Source organism: Maribacter polysiphoniae, from assembly GCF_003148665.1.
GTDB classification, from domain to species: domain Bacteria; phylum Bacteroidota; class Bacteroidia; order Flavobacteriales; family Flavobacteriaceae; genus Maribacter_A; species Maribacter_A polysiphoniae.
Window position 1 is genome coordinate 124,471 of record NZ_QGGQ01000009.1, and the last position, 24,734, is coordinate 149,204.

General features: G+C 40.9%; 22 protein-coding genes. 14 read left to right on the forward strand and 8 right to left on the reverse strand.

Annotation, left to right across the window (positions count from 1 at the left end):
* The first annotated feature begins 258 nt into the window (after positions 1–258).
* From LX92_RS16640 to LX92_RS16690, 10 genes are all read left to right on the forward strand, one after another.
* A complete protein-coding gene (locus LX92_RS16640; protein WP_109653082.1) occupies positions 259–3,204 on the forward strand; it encodes an amidohydrolase family protein in 2,946 nt (981 codons plus the stop codon).
* A 10-nt stretch (positions 3,205–3,214) separates the two neighbouring features.
* Positions 3,215–4,507, forward strand: a complete 1,293-nt coding sequence (locus tag LX92_RS16645; RefSeq protein WP_109653225.1) for an amidohydrolase family protein — start codon at positions 3,215–3,217, stop codon at positions 4,505–4,507.
* Between the two features lie 27 nt (positions 4,508–4,534).
* Positions 4,535–6,352, forward strand: coding sequence for a long-chain-acyl-CoA synthetase (locus LX92_RS16650; RefSeq protein ID WP_109653084.1), 1,818 nt, complete (start codon positions 4,535–4,537; stop codon positions 6,350–6,352).
* Between the two features lie 177 nt (positions 6,353–6,529).
* Positions 6,530–7,414 (forward strand): LysR family transcriptional regulator, encoded by an 885-nt coding sequence (locus LX92_RS16655; RefSeq protein ID WP_109653086.1) that lies wholly within the window; start codon positions 6,530–6,532, stop codon positions 7,412–7,414.
* Between the two features lie 75 nt (positions 7,415–7,489).
* Complete coding sequence (locus tag LX92_RS16660) at positions 7,490–8,410, forward strand: YeiH family protein (protein ID WP_109653088.1); 921 nt, start codon at positions 7,490–7,492, stop codon at positions 8,408–8,410.
* A gap of 379 nt (positions 8,411–8,789) precedes the next feature.
* On the forward strand, positions 8,790–10,262 hold the full coding sequence (locus tag LX92_RS16665) for a potassium/proton antiporter (protein ID WP_109653090.1): 1,473 nt from the start codon (positions 8,790–8,792) through the stop codon (positions 10,260–10,262).
* Between the two features lie 56 nt (positions 10,263–10,318).
* The gene (locus LX92_RS16670) at positions 10,319–10,690 is read left to right on the forward strand and encodes a hypothetical protein (protein ID WP_109653092.1); all 372 of its coding nucleotides are present in this window, start codon (positions 10,319–10,321) and stop codon (positions 10,688–10,690) included.
* Between the two features lie 106 nt (positions 10,691–10,796).
* Positions 10,797–11,294 carry a hypothetical protein gene (locus LX92_RS22305; protein ID WP_146197855.1) on the forward strand — a complete coding sequence of 166 codons (498 nt, stop codon included), beginning with the start codon at positions 10,797–10,799 and terminating at the stop codon, positions 11,292–11,294.
* A 242-nt stretch (positions 11,295–11,536) separates the two neighbouring features.
* The gene (locus LX92_RS16685; protein WP_109653098.1) at positions 11,537–11,824 is read left to right on the forward strand and encodes a GNAT family N-acetyltransferase; all 288 of its coding nucleotides are present in this window, start codon (positions 11,537–11,539) and stop codon (positions 11,822–11,824) included.
* Positions 11,825–12,035: 211 nt separating this feature from the next.
* Positions 12,036–12,908: a 3-keto-disaccharide hydrolase gene (locus tag LX92_RS16690; RefSeq protein ID WP_109653101.1), complete on the forward strand. Its 873-nt coding sequence runs from the start codon at positions 12,036–12,038 to the stop codon at positions 12,906–12,908.
* Between the two features lie 123 nt (positions 12,909–13,031).
* Here the strand turns inward: LX92_RS16690 and LX92_RS16695 are convergent, their stop codons facing one another.
* On the reverse strand, positions 13,032–14,225 hold the full coding sequence (locus LX92_RS16695) for a molybdopterin molybdotransferase MoeA (protein WP_109653103.1): 1,194 nt from the start codon (positions 14,223–14,225) through the stop codon (positions 13,032–13,034).
* A gap of 188 nt (positions 14,226–14,413) precedes the next feature.
* On the opposite strand from LX92_RS16695, the gene trpB reads away from it, so the two are divergent.
* Positions 14,414–15,616: a tryptophan synthase subunit beta gene (trpB, locus tag LX92_RS16700; protein WP_109653104.1), complete on the forward strand. Its 1,203-nt coding sequence runs from the start codon at positions 14,414–14,416 to the stop codon at positions 15,614–15,616.
* Between the two features lie 4 nt (positions 15,617–15,620).
* On the opposite strand, the gene LX92_RS16705 is transcribed toward trpB, so the two are convergent.
* The 7 genes from LX92_RS16705 to LX92_RS16735 are packed head-to-tail and all read right to left on the reverse strand — an operon-like array spanning position 15,621 to position 20,154.
* Positions 15,621–16,394, reverse strand: coding sequence for a sulfite exporter TauE/SafE family protein (locus LX92_RS16705; RefSeq protein WP_109653106.1), 774 nt, complete (start codon positions 16,392–16,394; stop codon positions 15,621–15,623).
* On the reverse strand, positions 16,378–17,451 hold the full coding sequence (locus tag LX92_RS16710; RefSeq protein ID WP_109653108.1) for a HesA/MoeB/ThiF family protein: 1,074 nt from the start codon (positions 17,449–17,451) through the stop codon (positions 16,378–16,380). Before LX92_RS16710 ends, LX92_RS16705 begins: the two co-directional genes overlap by 17 nt.
* Positions 17,452–17,453: 2 nt before the next feature.
* Positions 17,454–18,047 (reverse strand): molybdenum cofactor guanylyltransferase, encoded by a 594-nt coding sequence (gene mobA / locus LX92_RS16715; protein ID WP_109653110.1) that lies wholly within the window; start codon positions 18,045–18,047, stop codon positions 17,454–17,456.
* A complete protein-coding gene (gene moaC, locus LX92_RS16720) occupies positions 18,031–18,504 on the reverse strand; it encodes a cyclic pyranopterin monophosphate synthase MoaC (protein WP_109653112.1) in 474 nt (157 codons plus the stop codon). The genes mobA and moaC overlap by 17 nt, the downstream gene beginning before the upstream one ends.
* Position 18,505: 1 nt before the next feature.
* Complete coding sequence (gene moaA / locus LX92_RS16725; protein ID WP_109653113.1) at positions 18,506–19,489, reverse strand: GTP 3',8-cyclase MoaA; 984 nt, start codon at positions 19,487–19,489, stop codon at positions 18,506–18,508.
* 3 nt (positions 19,490–19,492) lie between these two features.
* Positions 19,493–19,912, reverse strand: a complete 420-nt coding sequence (locus tag LX92_RS16730) for a molybdenum cofactor biosynthesis protein MoaE (RefSeq protein WP_109653115.1) — start codon at positions 19,910–19,912, stop codon at positions 19,493–19,495.
* Entirely contained in the window at positions 19,912–20,154 is a 243-nt protein-coding gene (locus LX92_RS16735) for a MoaD/ThiS family protein (protein ID WP_109653117.1), read from the reverse strand. Before LX92_RS16735 ends, LX92_RS16730 begins: the two co-directional genes overlap by 1 nt.
* A gap of 279 nt (positions 20,155–20,433) precedes the next feature.
* Between LX92_RS16735 and LX92_RS16740 the strand changes: the two genes are divergently transcribed.
* The 3 genes from LX92_RS16740 to LX92_RS16750 are packed head-to-tail and all read left to right on the forward strand — an operon-like array spanning position 20,434 to position 24,723.
* A complete protein-coding gene (locus LX92_RS16740; protein ID WP_394340350.1) occupies positions 20,434–21,204 on the forward strand; it encodes a TrmH family RNA methyltransferase in 771 nt (256 codons plus the stop codon).
* A 38-nt stretch (positions 21,205–21,242) separates the two neighbouring features.
* Positions 21,243–22,475 (forward strand): M48 family metallopeptidase, encoded by a 1,233-nt coding sequence (locus LX92_RS16745; RefSeq protein ID WP_109653119.1) that lies wholly within the window; start codon positions 21,243–21,245, stop codon positions 22,473–22,475.
* A 43-nt stretch (positions 22,476–22,518) separates the two neighbouring features.
* A complete protein-coding gene (locus tag LX92_RS16750) occupies positions 22,519–24,723 on the forward strand; it encodes a RelA/SpoT family protein (protein WP_109653121.1) in 2,205 nt (734 codons plus the stop codon).
* The last annotated feature ends 11 nt before the right edge of the window (positions 24,724–24,734 follow it).

The window sequence follows — 24,734 nt, forward strand, 5'->3', positions numbered from 1 at the left end:
TGAACAATTTACAATGAACAATGAACAATTGGCAGTTGGCTTTTAGCTGTTAGCAGTAAGCGCTCTACGAAAAGCAATTTGCAATGAACAATTTACAATGAACAATTTACAATGAACAGTTAGCGATAAGCTATTAGCGAAAAGCGATTAGCGATTAACCTTAACTCTTGATTCTTAAACGTTAAAAAAAGTTAACACCCCTATATATTCCCATCGCTTCTTATATCTTTAATTACTTTAAATAGCTAAACCAATTTTATGAAAATGAAACTATTGGCACTCACCCTGCTATGGTGTGGTGCAACTTTATTTGCCCAAGATTACTTTCCGGACAATGAGGGAGTAAAATCAAAAAACAATAATTACACGGCTTTTACAAACGCCAAAATCTATATAACACCTACACAGGTCGTTGACCAAGGAACCCTTTTAATTCAAAATGGAAAGGTTGTCCAAGTCGGAAAATCAGTGGCAATCCCAAAAAACACAGTAACTATCGACTTATCGGGAAAATCTGTATATCCTTCCTTTATCGATGTCTTTTCCGATTTTGGGATCAGCAAACCGAAACGGGCCGAAGGTTCTGGACGTTCCCCACAATACAAACCTTCCAGGGAAGGCTTTTATTGGAACGACCATATTATGCCTGAAAGCAATGCCATAAGCACATTTAAGTTTGACGACAAGAAAGCGAAAGAATTGCGCGATGCAGGATTTGGTGTAGTCAACACCCATATTCAGGATGGTATTGCCCGTGGCACTGGTGTTCTTTTAACCTTAAACGGTGAAGGAGGTGACTCCCAAAGAATCATTGATGATCGATCTGCTCAGTATTTTTCATTTTCAAAGAGTGTGGCTTCAAAACAAAGCTATCCAACCTCCTTGATGGGGGCCATGGCCCTACTGCGGCAAATGTATACCGATGCCGATTGGTATGCCAAAGGGAATGTGGATACGAAAGACCGTTCCCTAGAAGCGTTGAACGCCAATATGGAATTACCCCAGATTTTTGCCGCCGGGAACAATGGCAATGTACTAAGGGCCGACGGTATTGGTGATGCGAGGGGAATACAATATTCTATTTTAGGGGGTGGAGACGAATATGAAATCATTGATGCTATAAAAAACACCCAAGCCAAGCTGATCATTCCTTTGGATTTTCCAGATGCTTACGATGTGAGTGACCCCAACCAGGCCTCTTATGTTTCCTTGAAAGATATGCGTTATTGGAACCAAGCCCCGGCCAATCCCAAGATCCTTGCCGAAAACGGGGTTACTTTTTCCTTTACCCTGAACGGATTGAAATCGCCCACCAAAATGATGGAAAAATTACAAAAGGCCATTGCTTACGGACTATCAAAATCGAAGGCCTTGGAAGCACTTACCACCGTTCCCGCCCAGATCATAGGCAAAACAGATAAGGTCGGCTCATTACAACCAGGTCGTTATGCCAACTTTTTAATCACCTCTGGGGAAATTTTCGATAAAGGAACAACACTCTATGAGAACTGGGTACAAGGCAGTAAGAACGTTGTCAATACCATGGACCTTATCGATATTCGTGGTGATTACACTATGAAAACAGGGAACGAAACCTTTACGATATCCATTACCGGAAAGCCAGGGAAACCTAGGGCGAAAGTTACCCAAGACAGTAGTACATACACTTCCAAAATAGTTTATAAAGACCAATGGATGAATCTTTCCTTCTCAAAGGATGATGCATTGTACCGTTTGACGGGATTGGTAAAGGACAAAAGTAAACCTCTTACAGGAAAACTAGTACTTCCGAATGGAAATGAATCCTCTTACGTAGCTATGCTGTCCAAACCATTTGATCAAAACAAAAAAGAAAATACAACATCCAAAAAGCCGGAAATAGTACCGATTACCTATCCGAATATTGGGTATGGATATCAAAGTATACCCCAATCGGAGAATACCTTGTTCAAAAACGCTACTGTATGGACCAGTGAAGAAGCTGGAATTCTTGAGCAAACCGATGTTTTGGTCAAAGACGGTAAAATTGCCAAAATCGGTAAAAACCTGAATGCCGGCCGGGCGAAAGTCATCGATGCGTCCGGAAAACATTTAACAGCGGGTATTATTGACGAGCATAGCCATTTGGCCGCCTTGGCTATTAACGAGGCCGGCCAGAACTCCTCTGCCGAAGTAAAAATGGAGGATGTCATAGACCCCAAGGATATCGATATTTACAGAAATTTGGCAGGAGGGGTCACCTCCTTACAATTATTGCACGGTTCAGCAAACCCTATTGGCGGACGGTCTGCCCTACTGAAATTAAAATGGGGGGAAATTGCCCAGAACATGATTTACGACAACTCCCCGAAATTCATAAAATTTGCTTTGGGCGAAAATGTCAAACAAAGCAATTGGCAAAGCTTCAGTCGTTTTCCGCAAACACGTATGGGTGTTGAACAAGTTTACATGAATTACTTTCAACGGGCCAAGGAGTATGCGGCCAAAAAGAAAAGTGGGAAACCTTATCGCCATGATGAGGAAATGGAGACCTTGGTCGAAATCCTTAATGGGGAACGATTTATCAGTTGCCATTCCTATGTACAAAGCGAGATCAACATGTTGATGAAAGTAGCCGATAAATTCAACTTTAAGGTAAATACCTTCACCCACATTTTGGAGGGTTACAAGGTAGCCGACAAAATGATGGAACATGGTGTCGGCGCTTCAACCTTTAGCGATTGGTGGGCTTATAAATATGAGGTAAAGGATGCCATACCTTACAATGCGGCCATAATGCAAAGCCAAGGTATTACCGTTGCCATAAACAGTGATGATGCCGAAATGTCGCGAAGGCTAAACCAAGAAGCTGCCAAAACCATGAAATACGGTGGTGTGTCCGAGTTGGAAGCTTGGAAAATGGTCACCATCAATCCAGCCAAACTTTTGCATATAGACGATCGTGTGGGAAGTATAAAGGAAGGAAAGGATGCCGATCTGGTCTTATGGAGTGACAACCCTTTATCCATTTATGCCAAGGCAGAAAAAACATTGATCGAAGGGGCTACCTATTTCGATTTGGAAAAAGACCAACAACAACGAAAAGCAATCACCCAGGAACGCAATAAACTTATTCGCATGATGCTAAAGGAAAAAGAGGGTGGCAACAAAACCCAAGCCCCAAAAAACAACAAAAAAGAAAAGTTTCACTGCGATAGCCTATAACAAAAGAATCATGAAAAAATTAATATATACCATAGTATTTATCGGGTCCTTTTTCTTGGGAACGGCCCAGCAAACCCCTGCCGGACCACAACTCGAAGCCATATCCATAGATGGTGCCACCGCGCATTTGGGCAATGGAAAGGTCATTGAAAATGCCTTGATCATGTTCGAGGGAGGTAAGCTCACCTTTGTTGGGAGTGCAATGACAAAAATAGCCCGAAGGGGAACCGTCATTAAAGGTGATGGCAAACATGTGTACCCCGGATTTATCGCCCCGAACAAATCGTTGGGACTGGTTGAAGTCGATGCGGTTCGCGCCACCAATGACCAGGATGAGATTGGGGAAATGATTCCCCATGTGCGTAGTTTGATTGCTTATAATGCCGAATCACAGGTCGTGGAGAGTATGCGCCCCAATGGTGTCCTTCTAGGACAGATAACCCCAAAAGGAGGACGGATTTCAGGTACTTCATCCATTGTCCAATTTGATGCATGGAACTGGGAAGATGCCGCCATTAAAGTTGATGATGGCATCCATATGAACTGGCCCACAAACTTTCGAAAAGGTCGCTGGTGGATGGGGGAACCCAGAGGGTTTCTACCCAATAAAGAGTATGCCAAACAATTGGAAGGGGTAAAACATTTTTTTAAAAATGCCGCTGCTTACGACAATGTGGGGAATTCGGAATTGAACCCTGCCTTTGCGGCTATGCAAGGACTTTTCGACGGCTCCAAGAAGTTATTTATCAATGCCAATGATGAAAAAGAGATTATCGACGCCATAACAACGGCAAAGGAGAACGGTATCAAGGATATTGTATTGGTTGGTGGGTACCATGCGTATAAGGTTACGGATTTCCTAAAGAAAAACAATATCCCCGTATTGTTGCAGCACACCCAAAGCTTGCCTGTATTTGATGACGAAGATTACGACCTACCCTATAAATTACCAAAGTTATTGACCGATGCCGGAATTTTGGTAGCCTTACAAAATGGGGATGCCGCCAATTTTCAAACCCGAAACTTGCCCTTTTATGCCGGACAGGTCGTCGCACAAGGTTTGGAAAAAGAGAAAGCACTACAACTCATTACAGGTAATAGTGCGAAAATATTGGGTATCGATGACGCATATGGCACACTGGAAATCGGCAAAAGCGCCACCCTGATTATATCAAAAGGAGACGCCCTCGATATGAAAGGCAACAAACTTACCCATGCCTTCATTGATGGACGAAATATTTCATTGGAAACCCATCAAACCGAATTATGGAAACGGTATATGGGTAAATACGATGGAAAATAATATAAGTACAAGCGAAGCGAATAACCAATGGCCACAAACTACCAAAACCATAACCCAACCCTAACCGGACTGATGGGGAAGTTATTAAAACTTACCCCTCAACTCCCCCAAATTATAAAGAATGTCAGAAAAGCGAAGGGTATAAATCCCAACAGTTATGCTTCCATTGGTAAAATCATAGAAGCCAATGCCACCAAACATGGCAATATAGTTGCCCTAAGGTTCGAGGAACAAAGTTATACCTATACCGAATTCAATAAAACCATAAACCTATATGCGAACTACCTTCTTAAGAAAGGGGTCCAAAATGGTGAAACGGTAATCGTTTTCTTGGAAAACAGGCCCGAACTGCTCTTTTTAATTGCCGCATGTGCAAAAATTGGAGCTATTATATCGCTTATCAATCCCAATCAAAGGGAACAGACGCTAATACACGCCATAGAGCTGACGAAATCCAAACATCTAATTATCGGTGAAGAACTGGTTCCTTTTTTCGAAGACGTCAAAACCAGTATTACAACCTTGACCGACCCAAGCTATTATTGGGTCAGTGACCAAAGCATTTCGGGTTGCCCCAAAGACTACATTGAACTGAAAAAGGAACTATTAAAAGTTGATACGACCAACCCTAAGACAACATCGAACATAAAGGCCAGTCAAGTTTACGCCAATGTTTTTACCTCGGGAACCACGGGATTGCCCAAAGCATCAAGACAAACGAACAGAAAATGGATGGCAACATACTATTGGTTCGGAAAAGTAAACATGAACCTCAACCCCGATGATGTCATGTATGTTCCCCTACCCTTTTACCATACCAACGCTCTTATTGTAGGTTGGCCTACAGCACTTGCGGCTTCCTGTACCATGGTAATGAGAAGAAAGTTCTCTGTCACCCATTTTTGGGAAGATGTTGCCAAATATAATGTCTCCGCTTTTATTTACATTGGGGAATTGTGCCGCTATTTACTGAATGCCCCTCCTTCAGACCTAGAGACAAAACACAGGATCAAAAAAATAATGGGTAATGGACTAAGACCCGATATTTGGCACCAATTCAAGGAACGTTTTCAAATTAAGAACATCTATGAGTTCTATGGTGCTGCCGATGGCAATACGAGTTTCACCAATACCTTGAATTTCGATTGCACTATTGGATGGTGTCCTCAAAAGTTCAAGATCATAAAATACGATGTCGAGAACGATACCACAATGAAGGATCAAAATGGATTTTGCATTCCGGTTCGCAAAGGGGAAACCGGATTGTTGATTTCCGAAATAAGTGAAAAATCGGCTTTCGATGGTTATGTAAACAAAAAACGCAATGAAGACAAAATTCTTCGCAACGTATTAAAAACCGATGATATGTGGTTCAATAGTGGGGATCTTCTTCAGGATATCGGTTTTCGACATGCGCGTTTTGTGGATAGGATCGGCGACACTTTTCGATGGAAGGGCGAAAATGTGGCAACGGCTGAAGTTGAAGGTATTGTTGGGCAAGTCTATGGTGTTGAAATGTGTGCGGTCTATGGCGTACAGATTCCCAACAATGATGGCAGGGCCGGCATGGTCACCATTGTAAAACATGAAAGCAAAAATTTCAATCTAACATCCCTAACGGAACATTTACATAAAGAACTCCCTAGATACGCCGTGCCGATCTTCATTCGAATTAAGGATGCTATTGATTTTACCCACACCCATAAAATGAAAAAATTCGATCTAAAAAAAGAAGGTTTCAATTGTATTGACCCCATTTATGTGCTACTACCGAAATGTGATGCCTATATTCCAATGAACAAAAACCTTTTAGATGAGATCAATGCAGGGACATACATTTTTTAATACGGTCTATGGATCCTCTTCAGTTGCCCAAGGTAATCAACCTCCATCATTAAAGATAGTGTCAGCCACATTTGTCTGAAAGTTCTGCCGAATTGCCAAAATTATTGACGACCCAATATAAAACCCATGACTTAGGCTTACTTTTAGCCTTACACCAAGTTTTTATCCGAAAAACCAATGAAAACCAAGTTACGTATATTCAAGATTGTCGCCACCCATTTAAGCTTTACCAAAGCGGCCGAGCAGTTATTCATATCCCAACCCGCCGTATCAAAGGCAATTCGAAATTTGGAGGATGAGTATAGAACAACCTTGTTTCTACGAAAAAGAAACTCAATAGCCTTAACGAGTGAAGGCAAAGCATTTTTAGTTTACACCAACAAAATTTTGGAGATCCATGATGAAATGGAGCAGCGCTTCCTACACCAGAAAGAACAATTCCCAGACATCATAAATTTCGGCGTTAGTACAACCCTTGCCAATTACATCATCCCTAAAGTAATCGCCAAATTCAGGGTCCAGTTCCCTAAAACAAATTTTAATATTACCAGCGGAAATTCAGACGATATTGCCACCCTCATTTTAAACCAGGAATTGAATTTTGGAATAACGGAAGGAAAGAACACCAACCGTAAACTGCATTTTACCCAATTCATAAAGGATGAAATCGTACTCGTTACACATGCCACCAACAATGCGTTCAAAAAGGGTAGCATGAACATGGAAACATTACAGGAAATCCCAATGGTCATGCGCGAAATGGGTTCAGGTACAAGGGAAATCGTATTTGAATACTTGAGTAGGAATAACATAAAAAAATTGAATACCGTTGTAACCCTGAACAGTACGGAAGCCATTAAGAATTACCTTTTCCATTCTGATAATTATGCTTTTATTTCCATCAACGCCATTACGGATGAGTTAATGAACAACAAGCTTAAAATTATAGATGTCAAGGATTTAACAATAGAAAGATGGTTCTATTTTGTCTCCCGAACAGGTTTTCAATCCGATTTAATACGTTTTTTCGAAAATTATATTTTGAATACCTATAACTTTTAGTTATCCCAGATAGCATATTAAATTGCTTAATAGTTATTAAGTAGGCATAGTTTTGTATCGATTAATTCTAGCGATATGAAAAAAATGCCTGCAATACTCATTTATTGCCTAATTGTATTTGCCGCCTTATTTGGGATCATCAATAGTCCGACTGCTTTGGTTTTAGGATTTGCATTCTCCATATGCTTTAAGAATCCGTTCAAATTATATAGCCATAAAGCCATCAATTACCTCTTGAAGGTATCGGTAATAGGTTTGGGTTTTGGAATGTTCATTAAAGAAACCTTGGAAACCGGTAAAGCAGGGTTCAGTTTAACCTTCTTCTCCATAATCCTAACGATAAGTTTGGGACTTCTTCTTTCCAAAACAATGAAAATGGATCTTAAATTGGGACATTTGATTACCTCAGGGACATCCATTTGTGGAGGAAGCGCCATTGCTGCAATTTCACCGGTAATCAAAGCAAACGGCAAATCAATAAGTATTGCTTTAGGCATCGTTTTTTTATTGAATTCCATTGCCTTACTCATCTTCCCTAGTATCGGCCATTTGCTCCATCTGTCCCAAGAACAATTTGGTTTGTGGTGTGCCATTGCCATACATGATACCAGCTCGGTAGTTGGTGCCGCGATGGGTTATGGGGAAGAAGCGTTGAAAATAGCCACAACCGTAAAGCTATCAAGAACGCTATGGATAATTCCTGTTTCTCTTTTCTCCATGTTCCTTTTCAAGACCAAAGGGGAAAAAATCAAAATTCCCTATTTTATCTTGTTGTTTATCATAGCCATTATGATAAATAGCTATCACTTATTGCCTGTTTCGATAACAAGTGTACTCGTGTCGGGTTCTAAACGACTGTTGGTATTAACCCTTTTCCTTGTAGGCTCAACCATTTCGATAACCGACTTAAAAGCAACGGGCATAAAACCGGTTTTTCTGGCTTTGATCCTATGGATATTCATTTCTGTCTTCTCATTGCTGTACATAACGCATTAACCATATTGGAAATACGAATTCCCATAACATAAGAAATCAACCTTTGTTTTTGATTTTTGGAATTGGGTTTTGAAACTTGGAACTTGGAACTTGGAATTTGGAATGGAATAAAAAGCAAAACATTCTTAAAACGACCTCTAATTTTGGAATAGTTCACACATACTTTTCGTACCATCCAAAATATGAATTTAGCAATCCAACTATATTATTTACAACCCAAAATATACCTTTTCTTCCAACCTTCTTACGCCAGTTTCATTAGCATCATAAAAAAATGGGATACAGATTAAAAATCACCCAAATATTACCTGCCGAGTAAAACAGGTAAGCATACAAAACCTTAACTTTGTGACACAACGTTAAGCTGAACAAAGCAAGGATGAATTTAACCATTGAAAACATATTATTGGTAGGCTCTATATTATTGCTTATTAGCATTTTTGCGGGTAAGACTTCTTATAAGTTCGGCGTCCCGACTTTATTACTCTTTTTGGCCATTGGTATGTTGGCCGGTTCCGATGGTATTGGCGGAATACATTTCAACAACCCTAAAATCACCCAATTCATCGGTGTAGTATCCCTAAATTTCATTTTGTTTTCGGGTGGACTTGACACCAGTTGGAAGGCCATTAAGCCTATTCTTTGGGAAGGTATTGCCCTTTCGACCCTTGGGGTATTGCTTACCGCCGTTTCTTTGGGAGTTTTTGTATGGTCATTCACCGGATTAACGATTTATGAAAGTTTATTATTGGGATCTATTGTTTCCTCGACAGATGCTGCAGCGGTTTTCTCTATCCTCCGTTCCAAAAACCTTGCCCTTAGAACGAACCTTAGGCCTACTCTGGAATTGGAAAGCGGAAGTAACGACCCCATGGCCTATGTATTGACCCTTGCTTTTCTATCCTTGGTAATCAACCAAGATCTGGGCATTGTATCTATTATTCCCTTATTTCTAAAACAAATGATCATTGGGGGTATTGCCGGTTTGGCATTTGGTCGGCTCAGTAAATATATCATCAACCGAATAAAACTCGATTTTGAAGGACTGTATCCTGTCCTGGTCATTGCGTTAATGTTCATTACTTTTTCTGCCACTGATTTTATGGGCGGCAATGGTTTCCTTGCCATTTATATATGTGCGGTTTATCTCGGAAATCAAGAGTTGATTCACAAAAAAACCATTTTAAAAATGTACGATGGTTTGGCTTGGCTTATGCAAATCGTTTTGTTCCTTACTTTGGGCTTACTTGTTTATCCAACACAAATTGTCCCCATTATTGGTATTGGGTTGCTTATTTCCCTATTCCTCATCTTTATTGCCAGACCTGTAGGGGTGTTCATTAGTCTGTTATTCTTTAAGATGAAACTTCGAAGACGTTTTTACATTTCCTGGGTTGGTTTGCGGGGAGCGGCGCCTATCGTTTTTGCCACCTATCCCCTTCTAGCGGGAATTGATAAAGCCAATTTGATCTTCAATATCGTATTTTTCATCTCCGTTACGTCTGTTTTGATCCAAGGTACTACCCTTTCCATTGTTGCTAAATGGCTTCGAGTGGCGCTACCCGGAGAGGCCAAGAAACCTTCACCGACCGATTTATTGCTTGCGGAAAACCCAAAAACAGAAATGAAGGAAATTCTTATCACTCCCGATTCTTTCGCTGTAGATAAAAAAATAGTGGAGTTGGGCTTTCCTAAAAATGCCATAATCGCAATGATCAAAAGGGATGATAGTTACATAACCCCGAATGGCTCAACAAAGATCGAATCCCAAGACACCCTGATCGTTCTTGCAGAAAGACCAGAGATCATTAATGATGTCTACAATGTACTTAAGATTCCATTGCATCAATAATATTGTTTTGTTGTTCTTCTTATACTTTCAAAAAAGAATTGTTTTACCTTTGCCCAATGAAAACTAAGGTCCGGATTTTTGGAGCAAGTATCTTAATAGCCATATACTGCTTAGCAGTAGGTGCTGTTATGCATACCTCCGTTGATCTAGATCACGTCAGTGATGATTCTACAAACCTAGTACAAAATCATCCCGTTGTCTCAAACAACTTCTTCAACCATATATCTTTCTTTGAAAGTACGGTAGATAGTCTAAACAATATTCCGCCCCCCAATTTTGAAAGTCCATTTGATAAATTATGGGCGACAACCAAGGCCACCGAACATCTGTTTAAAGCCGTATTCAAACAATACGACAACTTTATTAGAAGTTGCCCAATACAGCTAGGGGCGACTGATATCATTTTTCCCTTTCATTATTTCTGGTAATTCATTTTTAAGTCGTCATACCTTATCCAAGGATATGACCTTTTACCGCTAGGCCTTGTTTTCACATGGCCCAATCATCACTGTAAATAATTCAAAATACTTAAAAATGAACTTAGATTTAGGAAGTGTCATTGTTGGCGCTATTATTTTAATCGTATGTATCCTACCTTTTATTCTCATAGGCAGGAGCAGAAAAAAAAGAGAAAAACATTTTTTACAATCACTCTCAAACATTGCGAACCAGCACAATTGCCAAATAAACCAACATGAGATATTCGGCACCTTCGCTATTGGAATGGACAAAGTGCACAATGCCGTATTCTTTTGCCGACAATTCAAAGATGAAATGATTGAGCAATATGTCGACCTTACTAAAATAAAGAACTGTAAGGTTATCAATACGGGCAGAACCTTAAAAAGTAAAGATGGACAAAAAAAGGTAACGGATAAACTGGAATTGGGATTTAGCCCCTCCGTTAAAGACAAACCCGAGGTCAAATGGGAGTTTTTCAATGCTGACATTAATTTCCAACCCAATGGGGAGCTCCTATCCATGGAGAATTGGTCAAAAACCATCAACAACCGGATAAAGCTCATTCACTAATAAACAAAAGCCCAATGGTTGCGACCATTGGGCTTTTTATTTACACCTATAGCCAACAACACGCTATCATTAAGTCCCCATATCAATTGGTCATAAAGCAGAAACCTTAAATTTGCATATTGAACAAGTTCCCTGTAAAACCACAGTACTGGCTTAACAGTGAAATCCGGATAAAACCGGAATCAAAAGGTCCTAAGCGTTAAGGGGCCAAAAAGGAAACACTAATTATTAAATAATAGGTTATGACGAAAATTGAACAGGAAGACCATGAAAAAAAAGGCCGTTTTGTTATTTATGAAAACGATGTCTTTGCTGGTGAAATGACGTATACGTGGGCCGGAAAAACAAAATTCATTATCGACCATACCATGGTAGACGGGAAATTCGGAGGTAAGGGCTTCGGTAAACTACTTGTTATGAAATCGGTGGAATTCGCGCAACAAAATGACTTGAAAATCCTACCACTTTGCCCATTTGCAAAAAAAATATTCGACAGGGACAAAGGCATACAGCATTTACTATTCCAATAAAATTACTCTTCTGGGGCATAAAACCCTGATAAACAGCACATCGTCCCTATTTAAATAACCAAGGATGGATTCACTTTCTTCCAGTATGGATATTGGTTGTACCTTTTAAATTACGGAACACGATTCATCATGGTTCAACCACATTCTTTCCCTTGATGGTGAAAATCCAACCCAAAGATCATATCTTTAAGAAACATTGAAAATACCATCCATGAAAAATCTTAAAAGTTTGATACTATTCATCGGTTGTGCCGGATTGCTTTTGCAAGGTTGCGGTCCAAACCTGAACCCGAATGCAGATAAGGAAGAATGGATTGCCTTGTTCAATGGCCAGAACCTAGAAGGTTGGACCCCCAAGATCAAAGGCTTCAAGTTGGGAAAAAACCATAATAATACCTTTAGGGTCACCAATGGTAATCTTAAGGTTTCTTATGCGGCCTATGATTCTTTCGATAGTAAATTCGGGCATCTTTTCTATAAGACCAAATTTTCACACTATCGTTTAAAAGCCCAATATAGAATGGTAGGTGAACAGGCTAAGGGCGGACCCGGTTGGGCCTTTGCCAACAACGGTTTCATGTTGCATTGCCAAGACCCAAAAACAATGACCTTAAACCAGGATTTCCCCATGTCGACTGAATTTCAATTACTGGCAGGAAAGGATCATGATGAACGTCCAACAGGTAATTTATGTACGCCAGGGTGCCATGTACACATTAATGGTAAATTGGTTGAGGACCATTGCATTCCCCATACCAAAGGCGTTACCTATCCCCTTGAAAAATGGGTAAGCATTGAAGCAATTGTCTTGGGCGATTCGATCATACACCAAATTGTTGAAACAGATACGATAATCTCATTTACAAAACCTGTCATCGGTGGGGTATTGGAAGGACTTGACAAAGATAAATTCAAGGAGGGCACCCCAATTACCGAAGGTTATATTGCCATACAAGGTGAAAGTCATGATACCGAATTCCGGAATATTGAATTATTGGACCTATGTGGTTGTAAAGATAAAAAAGCCTTGAACTATAAGTCGTACTACGTAAAACACAATCCTTCGGAATGCATTTATGACTAATGGTCTTGCTCTATTATACAATTAATCAAACGACGATAACGTAGTAATCCCCTTAACCTGTACCACAACATTCCAGAAGGCCAATATTCAGTCAACCACTGTATATTCTATGGTGTTGCACGATCAAGGGTTCGTCCGAATAAATGGCACCACCTCCCCTATTTCGTAGGCATTTCCCCGGGGATTTAAACAGACAAATCCGTTGGAGCGTACCAAACTGGTTAAATCACCTGACCCATTTTCATGTACCGGTATGGCCCAAAGATTTCCTTTTCTGTTTTCGATTTTCACTTGCATAAAGCGGGTCAATGGCGGTTTTACGGCTACGGAAGCATCCAGTAGTACTTCCTCTTGAGGGATTCCAACATCCAAAGAGCGACATAACCACGGTAAAAAGTAGATATGATAGTTCGCAAAGGTGGAAACCGGATTCCCTGGAAATGAAAAAACCACGGTTTTAAGGGCTGACTGTACCCCAAACCAAAATGGCTTTCCCGGTTTTTGGGCTACCCTATGAAATATTTTTTCCACCTCGAGATCTTCAAGGACCTCGGGAATAAAATCGAACTTACCTTTTGATACGCCCCCACTTAAGAGTAGCACATCATAGGTTTTCAAGATATGGATCAGTTCCTTTTTTATATCGGCCTTCTCATCCTTAAGATGTATCGAAGTTGCTTCTATTTTTTCCTTTTGTAAAGCCGCATACAACGATAGGACATTCGATTTACGAATTTGGTGGGGCAAGGGACTTTGGTCAACCTCAACCAACTCATTACCCGTTGATATGACACAAACCTTTGGTAGTTTCTTGACCCGTATTTTAGATTTTCCAACAGATGCCAACACACCAAACTCGGCAGCACCAATACGTGTATTCTCTGGCAATAGTACCGCACCAGAAGTTAGGTCGCTACCTTTACAATGGATTTCCTGTCCTTTTTTCACCTGTTTCAACAAGGTTGCAACCCCATTTTCGATATTTAAATGCTCATACATAATAACGGTATCCGCATTTCGAGGAACAACAGCACCTGTCATTATCTCAATACAATTATTGACATCCTTTAATTTTTGCTGGGGCATCCCGGCACTGGCAAGTCCTTCAATCCTAAAAGAATCCAACCCATTTTTGAGTGCATCGGAATGTATGGCAATACCATCTTTGGCTGCGCGGTCAAAAGGAGGAAAATCCCTATCAGCATAAATAGTCTCCGCAAGGATCCTTCCCAAACCTTGGTTCAATGCAACCATTTCGGTTCCTAGATCCAAAGTATGTTCCAATACTTTGTCGTAAGCATCATTAAAATGTATCATGCTTTAAAAATTTAAACAAGTGGTAAAAACCAAAGATAGTAATTAGAGTTCCATCAATTGAAAAAACGGTATCCACAAGTGTACCCCGTCAAAAAAGGTACGGTATTTACTATCGATTTCACTGTCATTTTATGTATTTTTAACTAACCAATGTAAAAAATGATTGATTACTTTCAAGATAGTAAATTATGAGCGAAAATTATTTTAAGACGTATCCTAATGAAGAAGGATTTTTTAATGAATATGGCGGTGCATTTATACCTCCCATGTTGGAAGAGGAGATGAAAAAAATCACTGATGCCTACTATGCCATCAGTAAATCACATAGTTTTATTTCAGAACTCCGAAGCATACGCAAGCATTACCAAGGTCGTCCTACCCCGGTATATTATTGCAATCGCCTTTCTGAAAAATATGGAGGGCGAATCTATATGAAAAGGGAGGACTTAAACCATACAGGTGCCCATAAATTGAACCATTGCATGGGTGAGGCCCTTCTGGCAAAACATTTGGGCAAAAAGAAATTGATCGCCGAAACCGGTGCTGGCCAACATGGTGTGGCATTAGCCACGGCTGCTGCCTACTTCGGATTGGAATGTGAGATCCATATGGGCGAGGTTGATATGGCCAAAGAACGTCCCAATGTAGTACGCATGCGTATTCTTGGAGCTAAGGTCGTACCCGTTACCCACGGATTGAAAACCTTGAAAGAAGCAGTGGACTCCGCATTTGAAGCCTATATGAAAGACCCGATCAGCACTATTTATTGCATTGGTTCCGTCGTAGGTCCGCATCCTTTTCCTATGATGGTACGTGATTTTCAACGCATTGTTGGTATTGAGGCCAAGGAACAGTTCTTTGATATGACAGGGGAATTGCCAGACAATGTTGTGGCCTGTGTTGGTGGAGGAAGTAATGCCATGGGTATTTTTTCGGCCTTTTTGGACGATAATGAATGTAGCCTCTATGGTGTAGAACCCGGTGGCCGTTCATTGGAACATGGGGAACATGCCGCTACAATGACCTTGGGTAGACCAGGTATTATCCACGGTTTTAAATGTTATACCCTGCAGGATGAAAACGGGGAACCCAGTCCGGTTTATTCCGTAGCCAGTGGTTTGGATTATCCAGGGGTCGGTCCTGAACACAGTATGCTCAAGGATCTAAAGAAGGTAAGCTACGATGTCGTTTCGGATAAGGAGACCATAGATGCCTTTTTTGAATTGAGTCGTTTGGAAGGTATAATCCCAGCCTTGGAAAGTGCGCACGCTGTTGCCTACGCCTTTAAATTGGCCCAGGAAAATCCGCATGAATCAATTTTGGTGAATCTAAGTGGTCGGGGTGACAAGGACCTTGATTTTGTGGTCGATAATTTTGATATGCCCGAATAGCGGTTTAGAACAACCCTAACCCATTTACAAACAATACCCGCAAACCAACGATCAAAACCAATATTGCGGTTATTCTTTTGATACTATTGGCGGACAATTTTTTAAGGCTTAGCCTTACTCCCAGTTGTCCGCCAATCAATACCGTGACGCCCAATGCCAAAGTTTCTACCCATGGGAGTTCAATCGTACCTGCAATCAGTAGTCCTACCAAACCGGAGATGGAATTCACCAAGATAAAAAAACTGGCCAAGGCAGCAATTTTGACCGATTTGTTCCAATTGATATGATTTAGGATAGGGGCTAAAAAAATACCCCCGCCAATACCCACTAATCCGGACAACAACCCTATGACCGCCCCAATCACATAACTCAGCGAGCTGGGATACGTCTTCGTAGGCTCGTTCAATTTTATACCAGAGGTCTGCCAAAGCAATGATACCGAGGAAATGATCAAAGCAACCCCTAGGATAATAAAAAACACCTCCTCCTTCAAGCGAAAGGATGCCCCTAAAAATGCCATGGGAATACTGGTTATCACGAATGGAAGAAAGTCTTTAAGTCGGGTATGACCATGCTTTAAATAGAGGAATGTACTCCCGGAAACCACCACCAAGTTACAGACCAATGCGATGGAACGAATGGCGAAAAAATTGACAAGTACAAGGGTCAACAAAGCCAAATAACTGGAACCTCCACCGAATCCCACAGAGGAATACAAGGTAGAAACCACAAAAAAACCTATACATAAAAGGACCAATCCCTCAATACTTAACAGCATACTTTTTCAATTGCTCAATCCCACCGTTCACATTAATGATATCGGATTCATTTTTATAGGCTACAAGTATCGCTTGGGCCTCAAGACTTCGTGAACCACTATGACACAAAACATAAACCGGTTGATCATATCCGAGTGTATGTTTCCAATCCTCAATATCTTCCAATGGCAGATTAATAGAATTTTTAAGATGGAATTCCTCAAATTCCCCAACCGTGCGTACATCGATAATTTGAATGTTATCGATGGACAATAGCTTTTCAAAATCTTTCGATTCTATCGTATCGGAATTGACACTACATGAAAGACCATAAGTTTCCTGAAGCGATGTAATTTTCAAGTTAGAGGGGTTCGCACCAAAGTTTATCTTTTGGAAGGTTTGCTCCAGACCATTGAACAATAGCAATTTACCAGACAACACCTCCCCTATACCCGTAAGCACCTTAACAGCCTCCAAAGCCTGAAGGTTTCCGACTATTCCCGGAATAACACCTAGTACACCATGCGCATTACAATTTGGCACTTCTTTGGCCGAAGGCATTTTGGGAAAAAGACATCTGTATGTAGGTCCGTTTTTATAATTGAACACACTTACTTGTCCCTCAAAACTATGTAAGGCCCCATACACAAATGGCTTTTTCAGTATCACACAGGCGTCATTGATCAGATAGCGCGTCGGGAAATTATCCGTGGCATCAATTACCAGATCATACCCCTCGATAATCGAAAGGGCATTTTCCAAAGTCAGGAATTCATAATAAGGAATTAATTGGGTATCCGGATTTTGCGCCTTTAATTTCTTGATGGCAACGTCCAATTTGGCGTGCCCAACCTCATCCGCTGAATATAATACCTGACGATGTAAATTGGAGAGTGAAACCTCATCTTCCTCAACAATGCCCAAGGTACCGACTCCCATTGCATTCAAATAAGTAAGTACGGGAACACCCAGACCACCTGCACCTACTACTAAAACCTTGGCTGCTGCCAGCTTGGCTTGGGCTTCTGGACCAAAATCCTTCAGTTGCGTTTGTCTGGAATATCGTTCACCATTCATACTTATGCCAATTTCGCCAATGCTTCCTGATATTCCAATTCTGAATTGGCATTCATCAGTACATTTTCGTTTTCCGGATAAACCAAATGTGTATCATTGTTGATCAGGAATTTACGCGGACAAGATCCATTACGACCAGCTTCCATATAACTTGTCGCCATTTTTAACCCATAAGGTTCCCAAATGGCGCATAAAGGCTCTGGCAATGGATTCTCCTTCAAGGCATAACAAGTGGCATAGGCATTGCTTTTGCGGGAAGCTATTAGGTTGCGCAATGATTCCACATCGATCAAAGGCATATCGCAGGCCAATACCAACCACGCCACTTCAGGATATGCCTTGTGTGCGGACAATATCCCGTTGAACGGCCCTTTGAAAACATCCTCATCCACAATGGTTTGAAATGTGGCACCTATTTCATTGGTTTGTTCTTTTCGAATGCTCATAAAGGTGTTATCGCACACTTCCGCTAACAAACGGTATAAGTACTCGCGTTGGGGAACACCATGATAGGCAATCAGCCCCTTGTCCTTTCCCATGCGTATGCTCTTACCTCCTGAGAGGACCAATCCATATATTTTAGCGATTGAAGTCATGCTTACCTCCGGATTTTTGCTCTAGTTGAATATTTGAAATTGTGATGTCCTGGGACAAGGCCTTACACATATCATAAATGGTCAGGGCACTGACCGAGACCCCTGTCAAGGCCTCCATTTCTACCCCCGTACGCTCCGTGCATTTCACCTTGCAGGTTATATTCAAAGCGTTTTCCCCTGGTTGTATATCGATATGTACTTTGGATAAATTGAGTTGATGGCACAAGGGTATGAGTTCCGAAGTCTTCTTAACACCCTGTATACCTGCGATAATGGCCGTCTGTATGATACTACCCTTTTTGCCCAAAAAATCTTGTGCCTTCAAGGTTTCAAACACCGTATTCGGAAAACACACCCTCCCTGAGGCGATGGCCATTCGGGATGAAACCATTTTCTCCGATACATCTACCATTGAAGCGTTACCCGCTTCATCTATATGTGAAAGTTTCCCGTTCATTTTACCCTCCGATTGTTGTCATAGAATTCGTATACTCCCCTTTGTATTGCTTTTGCGCCTCAAAACCAGTTTTGGCCCTACTACCAATAGCCTTCATTATTTGTTGCTTTACTTTTTCCTCGGATGATAATCCTCGTAATATATCCCTGATATTCATACAGGGCTGGGCATACAGGCAGGTGATCACATCGCCAGTTGCCGTAATCCTTAGTCTATTGCAACTACCGCAAAATGTTCGACTAAATGAGGGTATAACCCCAAAAGTTCCCTTAAAACCGGGTATTTTGTAAATCATGGAAGTAGATGTCGCTTCCGTGGGAATTTCCCCATAATCGGGATAGGCTTCCTTTATATGAGATAATATTCGTTTGTAATCCCACGCATTGGCCTCAAAATGTCGAGACCCTCCATTAAATGGCATTTCCTCCAAATACCGCACACAAATAGCATGCTGTTTGGTCAATTCCAGCATGGGTAGGATATCTTGGGTGTTTTGTCCATGTAAAGCAATGAAATTGATCCGTACATTAAAACCTTCATCACACAAACGCATAATGTTGTTGTAAACGATATCGTATTGGTTCCTCCTTGTAATCTTTTCAAAGGTCTCCCGATCAATAGCATCCAAGCTAACGTTGATATTTTTTATGCCCAAGCTTTTGAGTTCATCAATATAGGGCCCGATCAGGGTCGCATTGGTGGTTATTGAGATATCCTTTAACCCATCCATATGGGCGAGATTGCGAAGCAACACCATCAGATCTTTGCGTACGAAAGGCTCCCCTCCAGTTATCCTGATCTTATCAATGCCCTGGGCCACCAATATACCACTCAATCGGGATAGTTCCTCGATGGTGAAAAGGGTTTCTTTTTGGGAAAAGTCTATACCATTTTCGGGCATACAATAATTACAGCGCAGATTACAACGGTCCGTAACCGCTAAACGCAAATAATTTATTTTCCTATTATGGTTATCTATCAACATATATTAAGGGTGGGCCGAAACCCAAACTGATTTGTTCTTGAACATTTCCTTTTTCCAAATGGGAACCGTTTCTTTTAAGGTATCGATCATATACCTACAAGCCGTGAAGCAAGCATCCCTATGTGCTGTTGAAACCCCAATAATCACCACGGGTTCCTTTACTTTTTTAAGTCCGACAGCATGGCGTATCACTACTTTGTTCAATGGCCACTTTGCCGATGCTTGATCAACGATTTTGGCCATTTCCTTCAAAGCCATGGATTTATAGGCTTCAAACTCCAGGGATATTACGGATTCATTATCGGTAAAATCCCGAACCGTACCAATAAACACACAAATACCCCCACTTTTGGCATCTGACAATTCATCGTATACCTGAGTCGTATCAATGGTTTCAACAATTTCTATTATCGGTTTTTCCATTACCCTCCGCTTACTGGTGGAATTATTGCAATTTCATCCTTCTGCCCTATTTGTGCTTCAAGGGAAGCGTACTCCCCGTTTACCGCAACAGCTAAGGATGATAACTTATTGAAATCGGGATAAGCATCATTCAGCAGATGGATCAATTCACCTACCGAGTGGGGTTTTTCATTATAGGAAGACAAATCCAAGGATGACTTACCTACGATATCCCTTGCTATCCCAAATAAAATTATTTCCATATCCCAAATTACTAAATCATTTTCATACTATGTGCCCGAAAAATAACACTTTCAAAACCAATTCCTCTATACCTTATGGTAAAATTCATTTGGGTTCATCGTTTTAATCCCCAATTGGATTCAAATTACCAAAATAACCCTGGGAAAATTTTCATGGACAGGTATTTAACCTTCCTTTATGTTAACCACTTTGTCGTAAAAATGGAGGTGATTTTACAGCATTGCCCTATTTTTGTACCAATGAACATATCGAAACATATAAGCAGTCCACAAAACGCAATGATAAAACAACTTGTCCTTCTTCAGGAAAAGTCCCGCGAAAGGAGAAAACAAGATGCATTCATTATAGAAGGAAAAAGGGAGATATCCTTAGCGATCAAAGCTGACTATGAGATAAGATCATTGCTATATTCACCAGACATTATTTCAAGTGGGATGGTTTTGGATCTGGTAAAAAATACGGGGAAACAACCAGAATTGATAGAGGTTTCCGATGCGGTATACCAAAAATTGGCCTATAGGACTTCTACAGAAGGCGTAATTGCCGTAGTAAAGACCAAAAAACATGCATTGCATGACCTTCAACTTAAAAACAAGAATGCCCTGATCCTTGTTGCCGAAGCCCCGGAAAAACCAGGGAATATCGGCGCATTATTGCGAACTGCGGATGCTGCGGCTTTGGATGCCGTTCTTATTGCCAACCCCAAAGGAGATCTATACAGTCCGAATATCATCCGCTCCAGTGTCGGTTGTCTATTCACCAATAACATCGGTATAGGGAGCACCAGTGAAATAGTGGCTTTTTTAAAGGAAAAGCACATACATATATATTGTGCAGCCTTATCGGCTTCCGAAACCTATACCAAAACAAATTTCACGGAAGCTTCCGCAATTGTTGTGGGCACAGAATCAACCGGACTTTCGGAAGCGTGGCTGAAAGCATCGACACAAAACATCATTATTCCCATGGAAGGCCAAATAGATTCGATGAATGTATCAGTATCGGCGGCAATACTTATATTTGAGGCCAAACGGCAAAGATCACTTTAGCATCGACCGAATTTCCGTTAAATACCAAAAACCATTTAATGACACAAACAAGCTTGTTTTATATTATTATTGCCATCTTGGTGATAGAGTTCATTATTGAAACTACACTGGACCACTTGAATTCAAAACGGTACAATGACCCCATACCGGATGATCTAAAGGATGTTTTTGATACCGAGGAATACCAAAAATCACAAGAATATAAAAAGACCAATTACAAATTCGGTCTTCTTACCTCAACCTTTTCCTTGCTTCTAACCCTAGGATTTCTTTCTTTGGGTGGGTTCGAATGGATTGACACTTTGGCACGGAGCGTATCGGACAACCCAATTATAATCGCATTGGTGTTCTTCGCTATCATCATGATCGGTAGTGATTTGATCACGACCCCTTTTGGGTACTATAAGACTTTTGTTATTGAGGAAAGATTCGGTTTTAACAAAACCTCGAAAACCACCTTTTTTACGGATAAATTAAAGGGGTATTTGATGATGGCCATTATTGGCGGTGGGCTTACAGCGCTCATCATATGGTTTTTTGAATGGGCAGGAACCAACTTTTGGATTTATGCCTGGGCAGTCGTGGCGATCTTCACCTTGTTCATGAACCTCTTCTATAGTAGGTTGATCGTGCCCCTGTTCAATAAGCAGAAACCCTTGGAGGAAGGAAGTCTTAAAAATAAGATAGAAGGGTACGCCCAAAAGGTAGGCTTCGAAATCCGTAATATATTCGTTATAGACGGTTCTAAAAGATCGACAAAGGCGAATGCCTATTTTTCTGGTTTTGGCAAAGAAAAAAGGGTAACCCTCTATGACACCCTTATCAATGATCTGGATGAAGATGAAATTGTGGCAGTTTTGGCCCATGAGGTAGGTCATTACAAACGCCATCATATTGTTTTCAATTTAATTTCCTCTATTTTGTTGACGGGATTCACACTTTTTCTTTTGTCCCTATTCATCAACAGTCCAGAGGTTTCAAGAGCCATAGGGGTTTCACAACCAAGTTTTCATGCCGCGCTGATCGGATTTGGAATTCTATACAGCCCAATTTCCGAGGTAACCGGTTTGATCATGAATTACCTATCCCGAAAATTTGAATATCAGGCCGATGATTTTGCCAAGAATACATTCGCGGCCAAACCATTGATTACATCGCTAAAGAAGTTATCCAAAAACAGCCTCAGCAACCTTACCCCCCATCCTGCCTATGTTTTTATGCATTATTCCCATCCTCCACTAATAGCACGAGTCAAGAATTTAAAGGCATAATTTTTGTTGTGTATTAAAGGGGATTGTGTAATTTTATTAGAGTATGACTCAAGCAGCTATAGAACAGGAAAACAAAAAAATTGCAAAGCAATATAAGGAATTGCTGAAGATAAGCTACCAGACCTTGTCTGATGATGATAAGGCTTTGGTTCGGCATGCCTTTGAAATCGCTGTTGATGCCCACAAGGAACAACGAAGGAAATCCGGTGAGGCTTATATTTTCCATCCAATAGCAGTGGCCAAGATCGTCGCTTCGGAAATAGGCCTGGATGCCGTATCGATTGCATCTGCCTTATTACATGATGTCGTAGAGGATACCGATTACACCCTTGATGATATCGAGCGTATGTTCGGGGAAACGGTGGCCCGTATTGTTGACGGACTCACCAAGATATCCCACCTTAAAAAGGACATGAACATATCGCAGCAAGCGGAGAATTTCCGTAAAATGTTGTTGACCTTGCATGACGATGTGCGTGTCATCATCATAAAGATTGCGGATCGATACCACAATATGTTGACCTTGGATGCGATGCCAGAACACAAACAAGTGAAAATGGCATCGGAAACCTTATATATTTACGCCCCTTTGGCCCACCGAATCGGCCTATACAATATTAAGACAGAGTTAGAGGACCTCAGTTTAAAATACACGGAGCCCGAGGTGTACAAGGATATTTTGGGTAAAATCGAGGAATCCAAAGAAGAGCAACAAAAATATATTGACGATTTTACGGGTGTCATCCGTGATTCATTGGACAAGGAATCTCTCAATTACCACATTAAAGGCCGCATGAAGTCGATCTTCTCCATTCGTAAGAAGATGAAGGTCCAGAATGTTTCCTTTGACCAGATCTACGATAAGTTTGCTATCCGCATCATATACAAATCGGACCGGGCCAACGAAAAATTCCTGGCGTGGAAAATATATTCAATAGTCACAGATCACTTTACACCGAACCCGGTACGTTTACGTGATTGGATATCCTCCCCAAAATCCACGGGATACGAAGCCTTGCACATTACCGTGATGGGGCCCATGGGTAAATGGGTCGAAGTGCAAATCCGAAGTGAGCGTATGCATGAAATCGCTGAAAAAGGATATGCTGCACATTTTAAATACAAACACGGCGACCAAAAAGAACAAGGTATAGAGGTCTGGTTGAACAAATTACAGGAGGCTTTGGAGAATTCAAATGCCAATGCTGTTGACTTTGTTGAGGAATTCAAACTCAATCTATACTCAAAGGAAATTTTTGTGTTTACCCCTTTGGGCGAATTAAAATCGATGCCAAAAGGTGCCACACCCCTTGATTTCGCTTTCAACATACATACCGAAGTGGGCATGCATACCCGTGGCGCCAAGGTAAATGGCAAACTTGTGCCTTTGAATACCACCCTAAAAAGTGGTGACCAGGTTGAAATAATCACTTCCGACCAGGCTCAACCGAACCAAAACTGGCTCGATTATGCCACGACGGCAAGGGCAAGGGCAAAAATAAAATCTTCCCTACGGGAAGAAAAGAAAGCCGTTGCCAACGAGGGCAAGGAAATTTTACGAAGAAAACTTAAATCTCAAAAGATAAACCTTAACGAGGATACCATTAACAAAATGGTCACTTTCTTTAAGCTTAAGACCAGCCTGGATTTATTCTATCGCGTAGGTATAGGGGCCATAGACAATCAAAAGATAAAAGACTTTGCGTCATCGTACAGCAATGCATTCATCAGTTTTTTCAAGAGCAAGATCAGAAGGTCCCCGATTCCTGAAAACATTGACAGGGATGAGATTACGGCAAAATATGACATGCTGGTCTTTGGTAAGGAAGAGGAAAAACTCGATTATAAACTTTCGCAATGCTGCAATCCCATTCCAGGCGATGCCGTTTTTGGGTTCATAAGCGTTAACGAAGGTATAAAAGTCCATAAGAAAAACTGCCCTAATGCTATCTCGCTGCAATCGAATTACGCTTATAGGATTATCAGTGCAAAATGGATAGATTCGTCCCAACAGGAGTTCAGATCCGAAATCCAATTAACGGGAATAGACAATTTAGGATTGATCAGTGAAATTACCTCGGTGATTTCGACCCATATGAATGTCAACATGCAAAACTTGAATTTCAGTACTGAGGGTGGCACTTTCACAGGTAGGATTACCGTCGTTGTAAAGAACAATAATATTCTAAAGAAACTGATTCAAAACCTAAAGCTTATCAATGGTATTGATAAAGTCACCCGAGTTTAGAAACTTAATTA

Coding starts and splice junctions, on each gene's coding strand:
- LX92_RS16640 (WP_109653082.1), top strand. CDS start 259: ATGAAAATGAAACTATTGGCACTCACCCTGCTATGGTGTGGTGCAACT.
- LX92_RS16645 (WP_109653225.1), top strand. CDS start 3,215: ATGAAAAAATTAATATATACCATAGTATTTATCGGGTCCTTTTTCTTG.
- LX92_RS16650 (WP_109653084.1), top strand. CDS start 4,535: ATGGCCACAAACTACCAAAACCATAACCCAACCCTAACCGGACTGATG.
- LX92_RS16655 (WP_109653086.1), top strand. CDS start 6,530: ATGAAAACCAAGTTACGTATATTCAAGATTGTCGCCACCCATTTAAGC.
- LX92_RS16660 (WP_109653088.1), top strand. CDS start 7,490: ATGAAAAAAATGCCTGCAATACTCATTTATTGCCTAATTGTATTTGCC.
- LX92_RS16665 (WP_109653090.1), top strand. CDS start 8,790: ATGAATTTAACCATTGAAAACATATTATTGGTAGGCTCTATATTATTG.
- LX92_RS16670 (WP_109653092.1), top strand. CDS start 10,319: ATGAAAACTAAGGTCCGGATTTTTGGAGCAAGTATCTTAATAGCCATA.
- LX92_RS22305 (WP_146197855.1), top strand. CDS start 10,797: ATGAACTTAGATTTAGGAAGTGTCATTGTTGGCGCTATTATTTTAATC.
- LX92_RS16685 (WP_109653098.1), top strand. CDS start 11,537: ATGACGAAAATTGAACAGGAAGACCATGAAAAAAAAGGCCGTTTTGTT.
- LX92_RS16690 (WP_109653101.1), top strand. CDS start 12,036: ATGAAAAATCTTAAAAGTTTGATACTATTCATCGGTTGTGCCGGATTG.
- LX92_RS16695 (WP_109653103.1), bottom strand. CDS start 14,225: ATGATACATTTTAATGATGCTTACGACAAAGTATTGGAACATACTTTG.
- trpB (WP_109653104.1), top strand. CDS start 14,414: ATGAGCGAAAATTATTTTAAGACGTATCCTAATGAAGAAGGATTTTTT.
- LX92_RS16705 (WP_109653106.1), bottom strand. CDS start 16,394: ATGCTGTTAAGTATTGAGGGATTGGTCCTTTTATGTATAGGTTTTTTT.
- LX92_RS16710 (WP_109653108.1), bottom strand. CDS start 17,451: ATGAATGGTGAACGATATTCCAGACAAACGCAACTGAAGGATTTTGGT.
- mobA (WP_109653110.1), bottom strand. CDS start 18,047: ATGACTTCAATCGCTAAAATATATGGATTGGTCCTCTCAGGAGGTAAG.
- moaC (WP_109653112.1), bottom strand. CDS start 18,504: ATGAACGGGAAACTTTCACATATAGATGAAGCGGGTAACGCTTCAATG.
- moaA (WP_109653113.1), bottom strand. CDS start 19,489: ATGTTGATAGATAACCATAATAGGAAAATAAATTATTTGCGTTTAGCG.
- LX92_RS16730 (WP_109653115.1), bottom strand. CDS start 19,912: ATGGAAAAACCGATAATAGAAATTGTTGAAACCATTGATACGACTCAG.
- LX92_RS16735 (WP_109653117.1), bottom strand. CDS start 20,154: ATGGAAATAATTTTATTTGGGATAGCAAGGGATATCGTAGGTAAGTCA.
- LX92_RS16740 (WP_394340350.1), top strand. CDS start 20,434: ATGATAAAACAACTTGTCCTTCTTCAGGAAAAGTCCCGCGAAAGGAGA.
- LX92_RS16745 (WP_109653119.1), top strand. CDS start 21,243: ATGACACAAACAAGCTTGTTTTATATTATTATTGCCATCTTGGTGATA.
- LX92_RS16750 (WP_109653121.1), top strand. CDS start 22,519: ATGACTCAAGCAGCTATAGAACAGGAAAACAAAAAAATTGCAAAGCAA.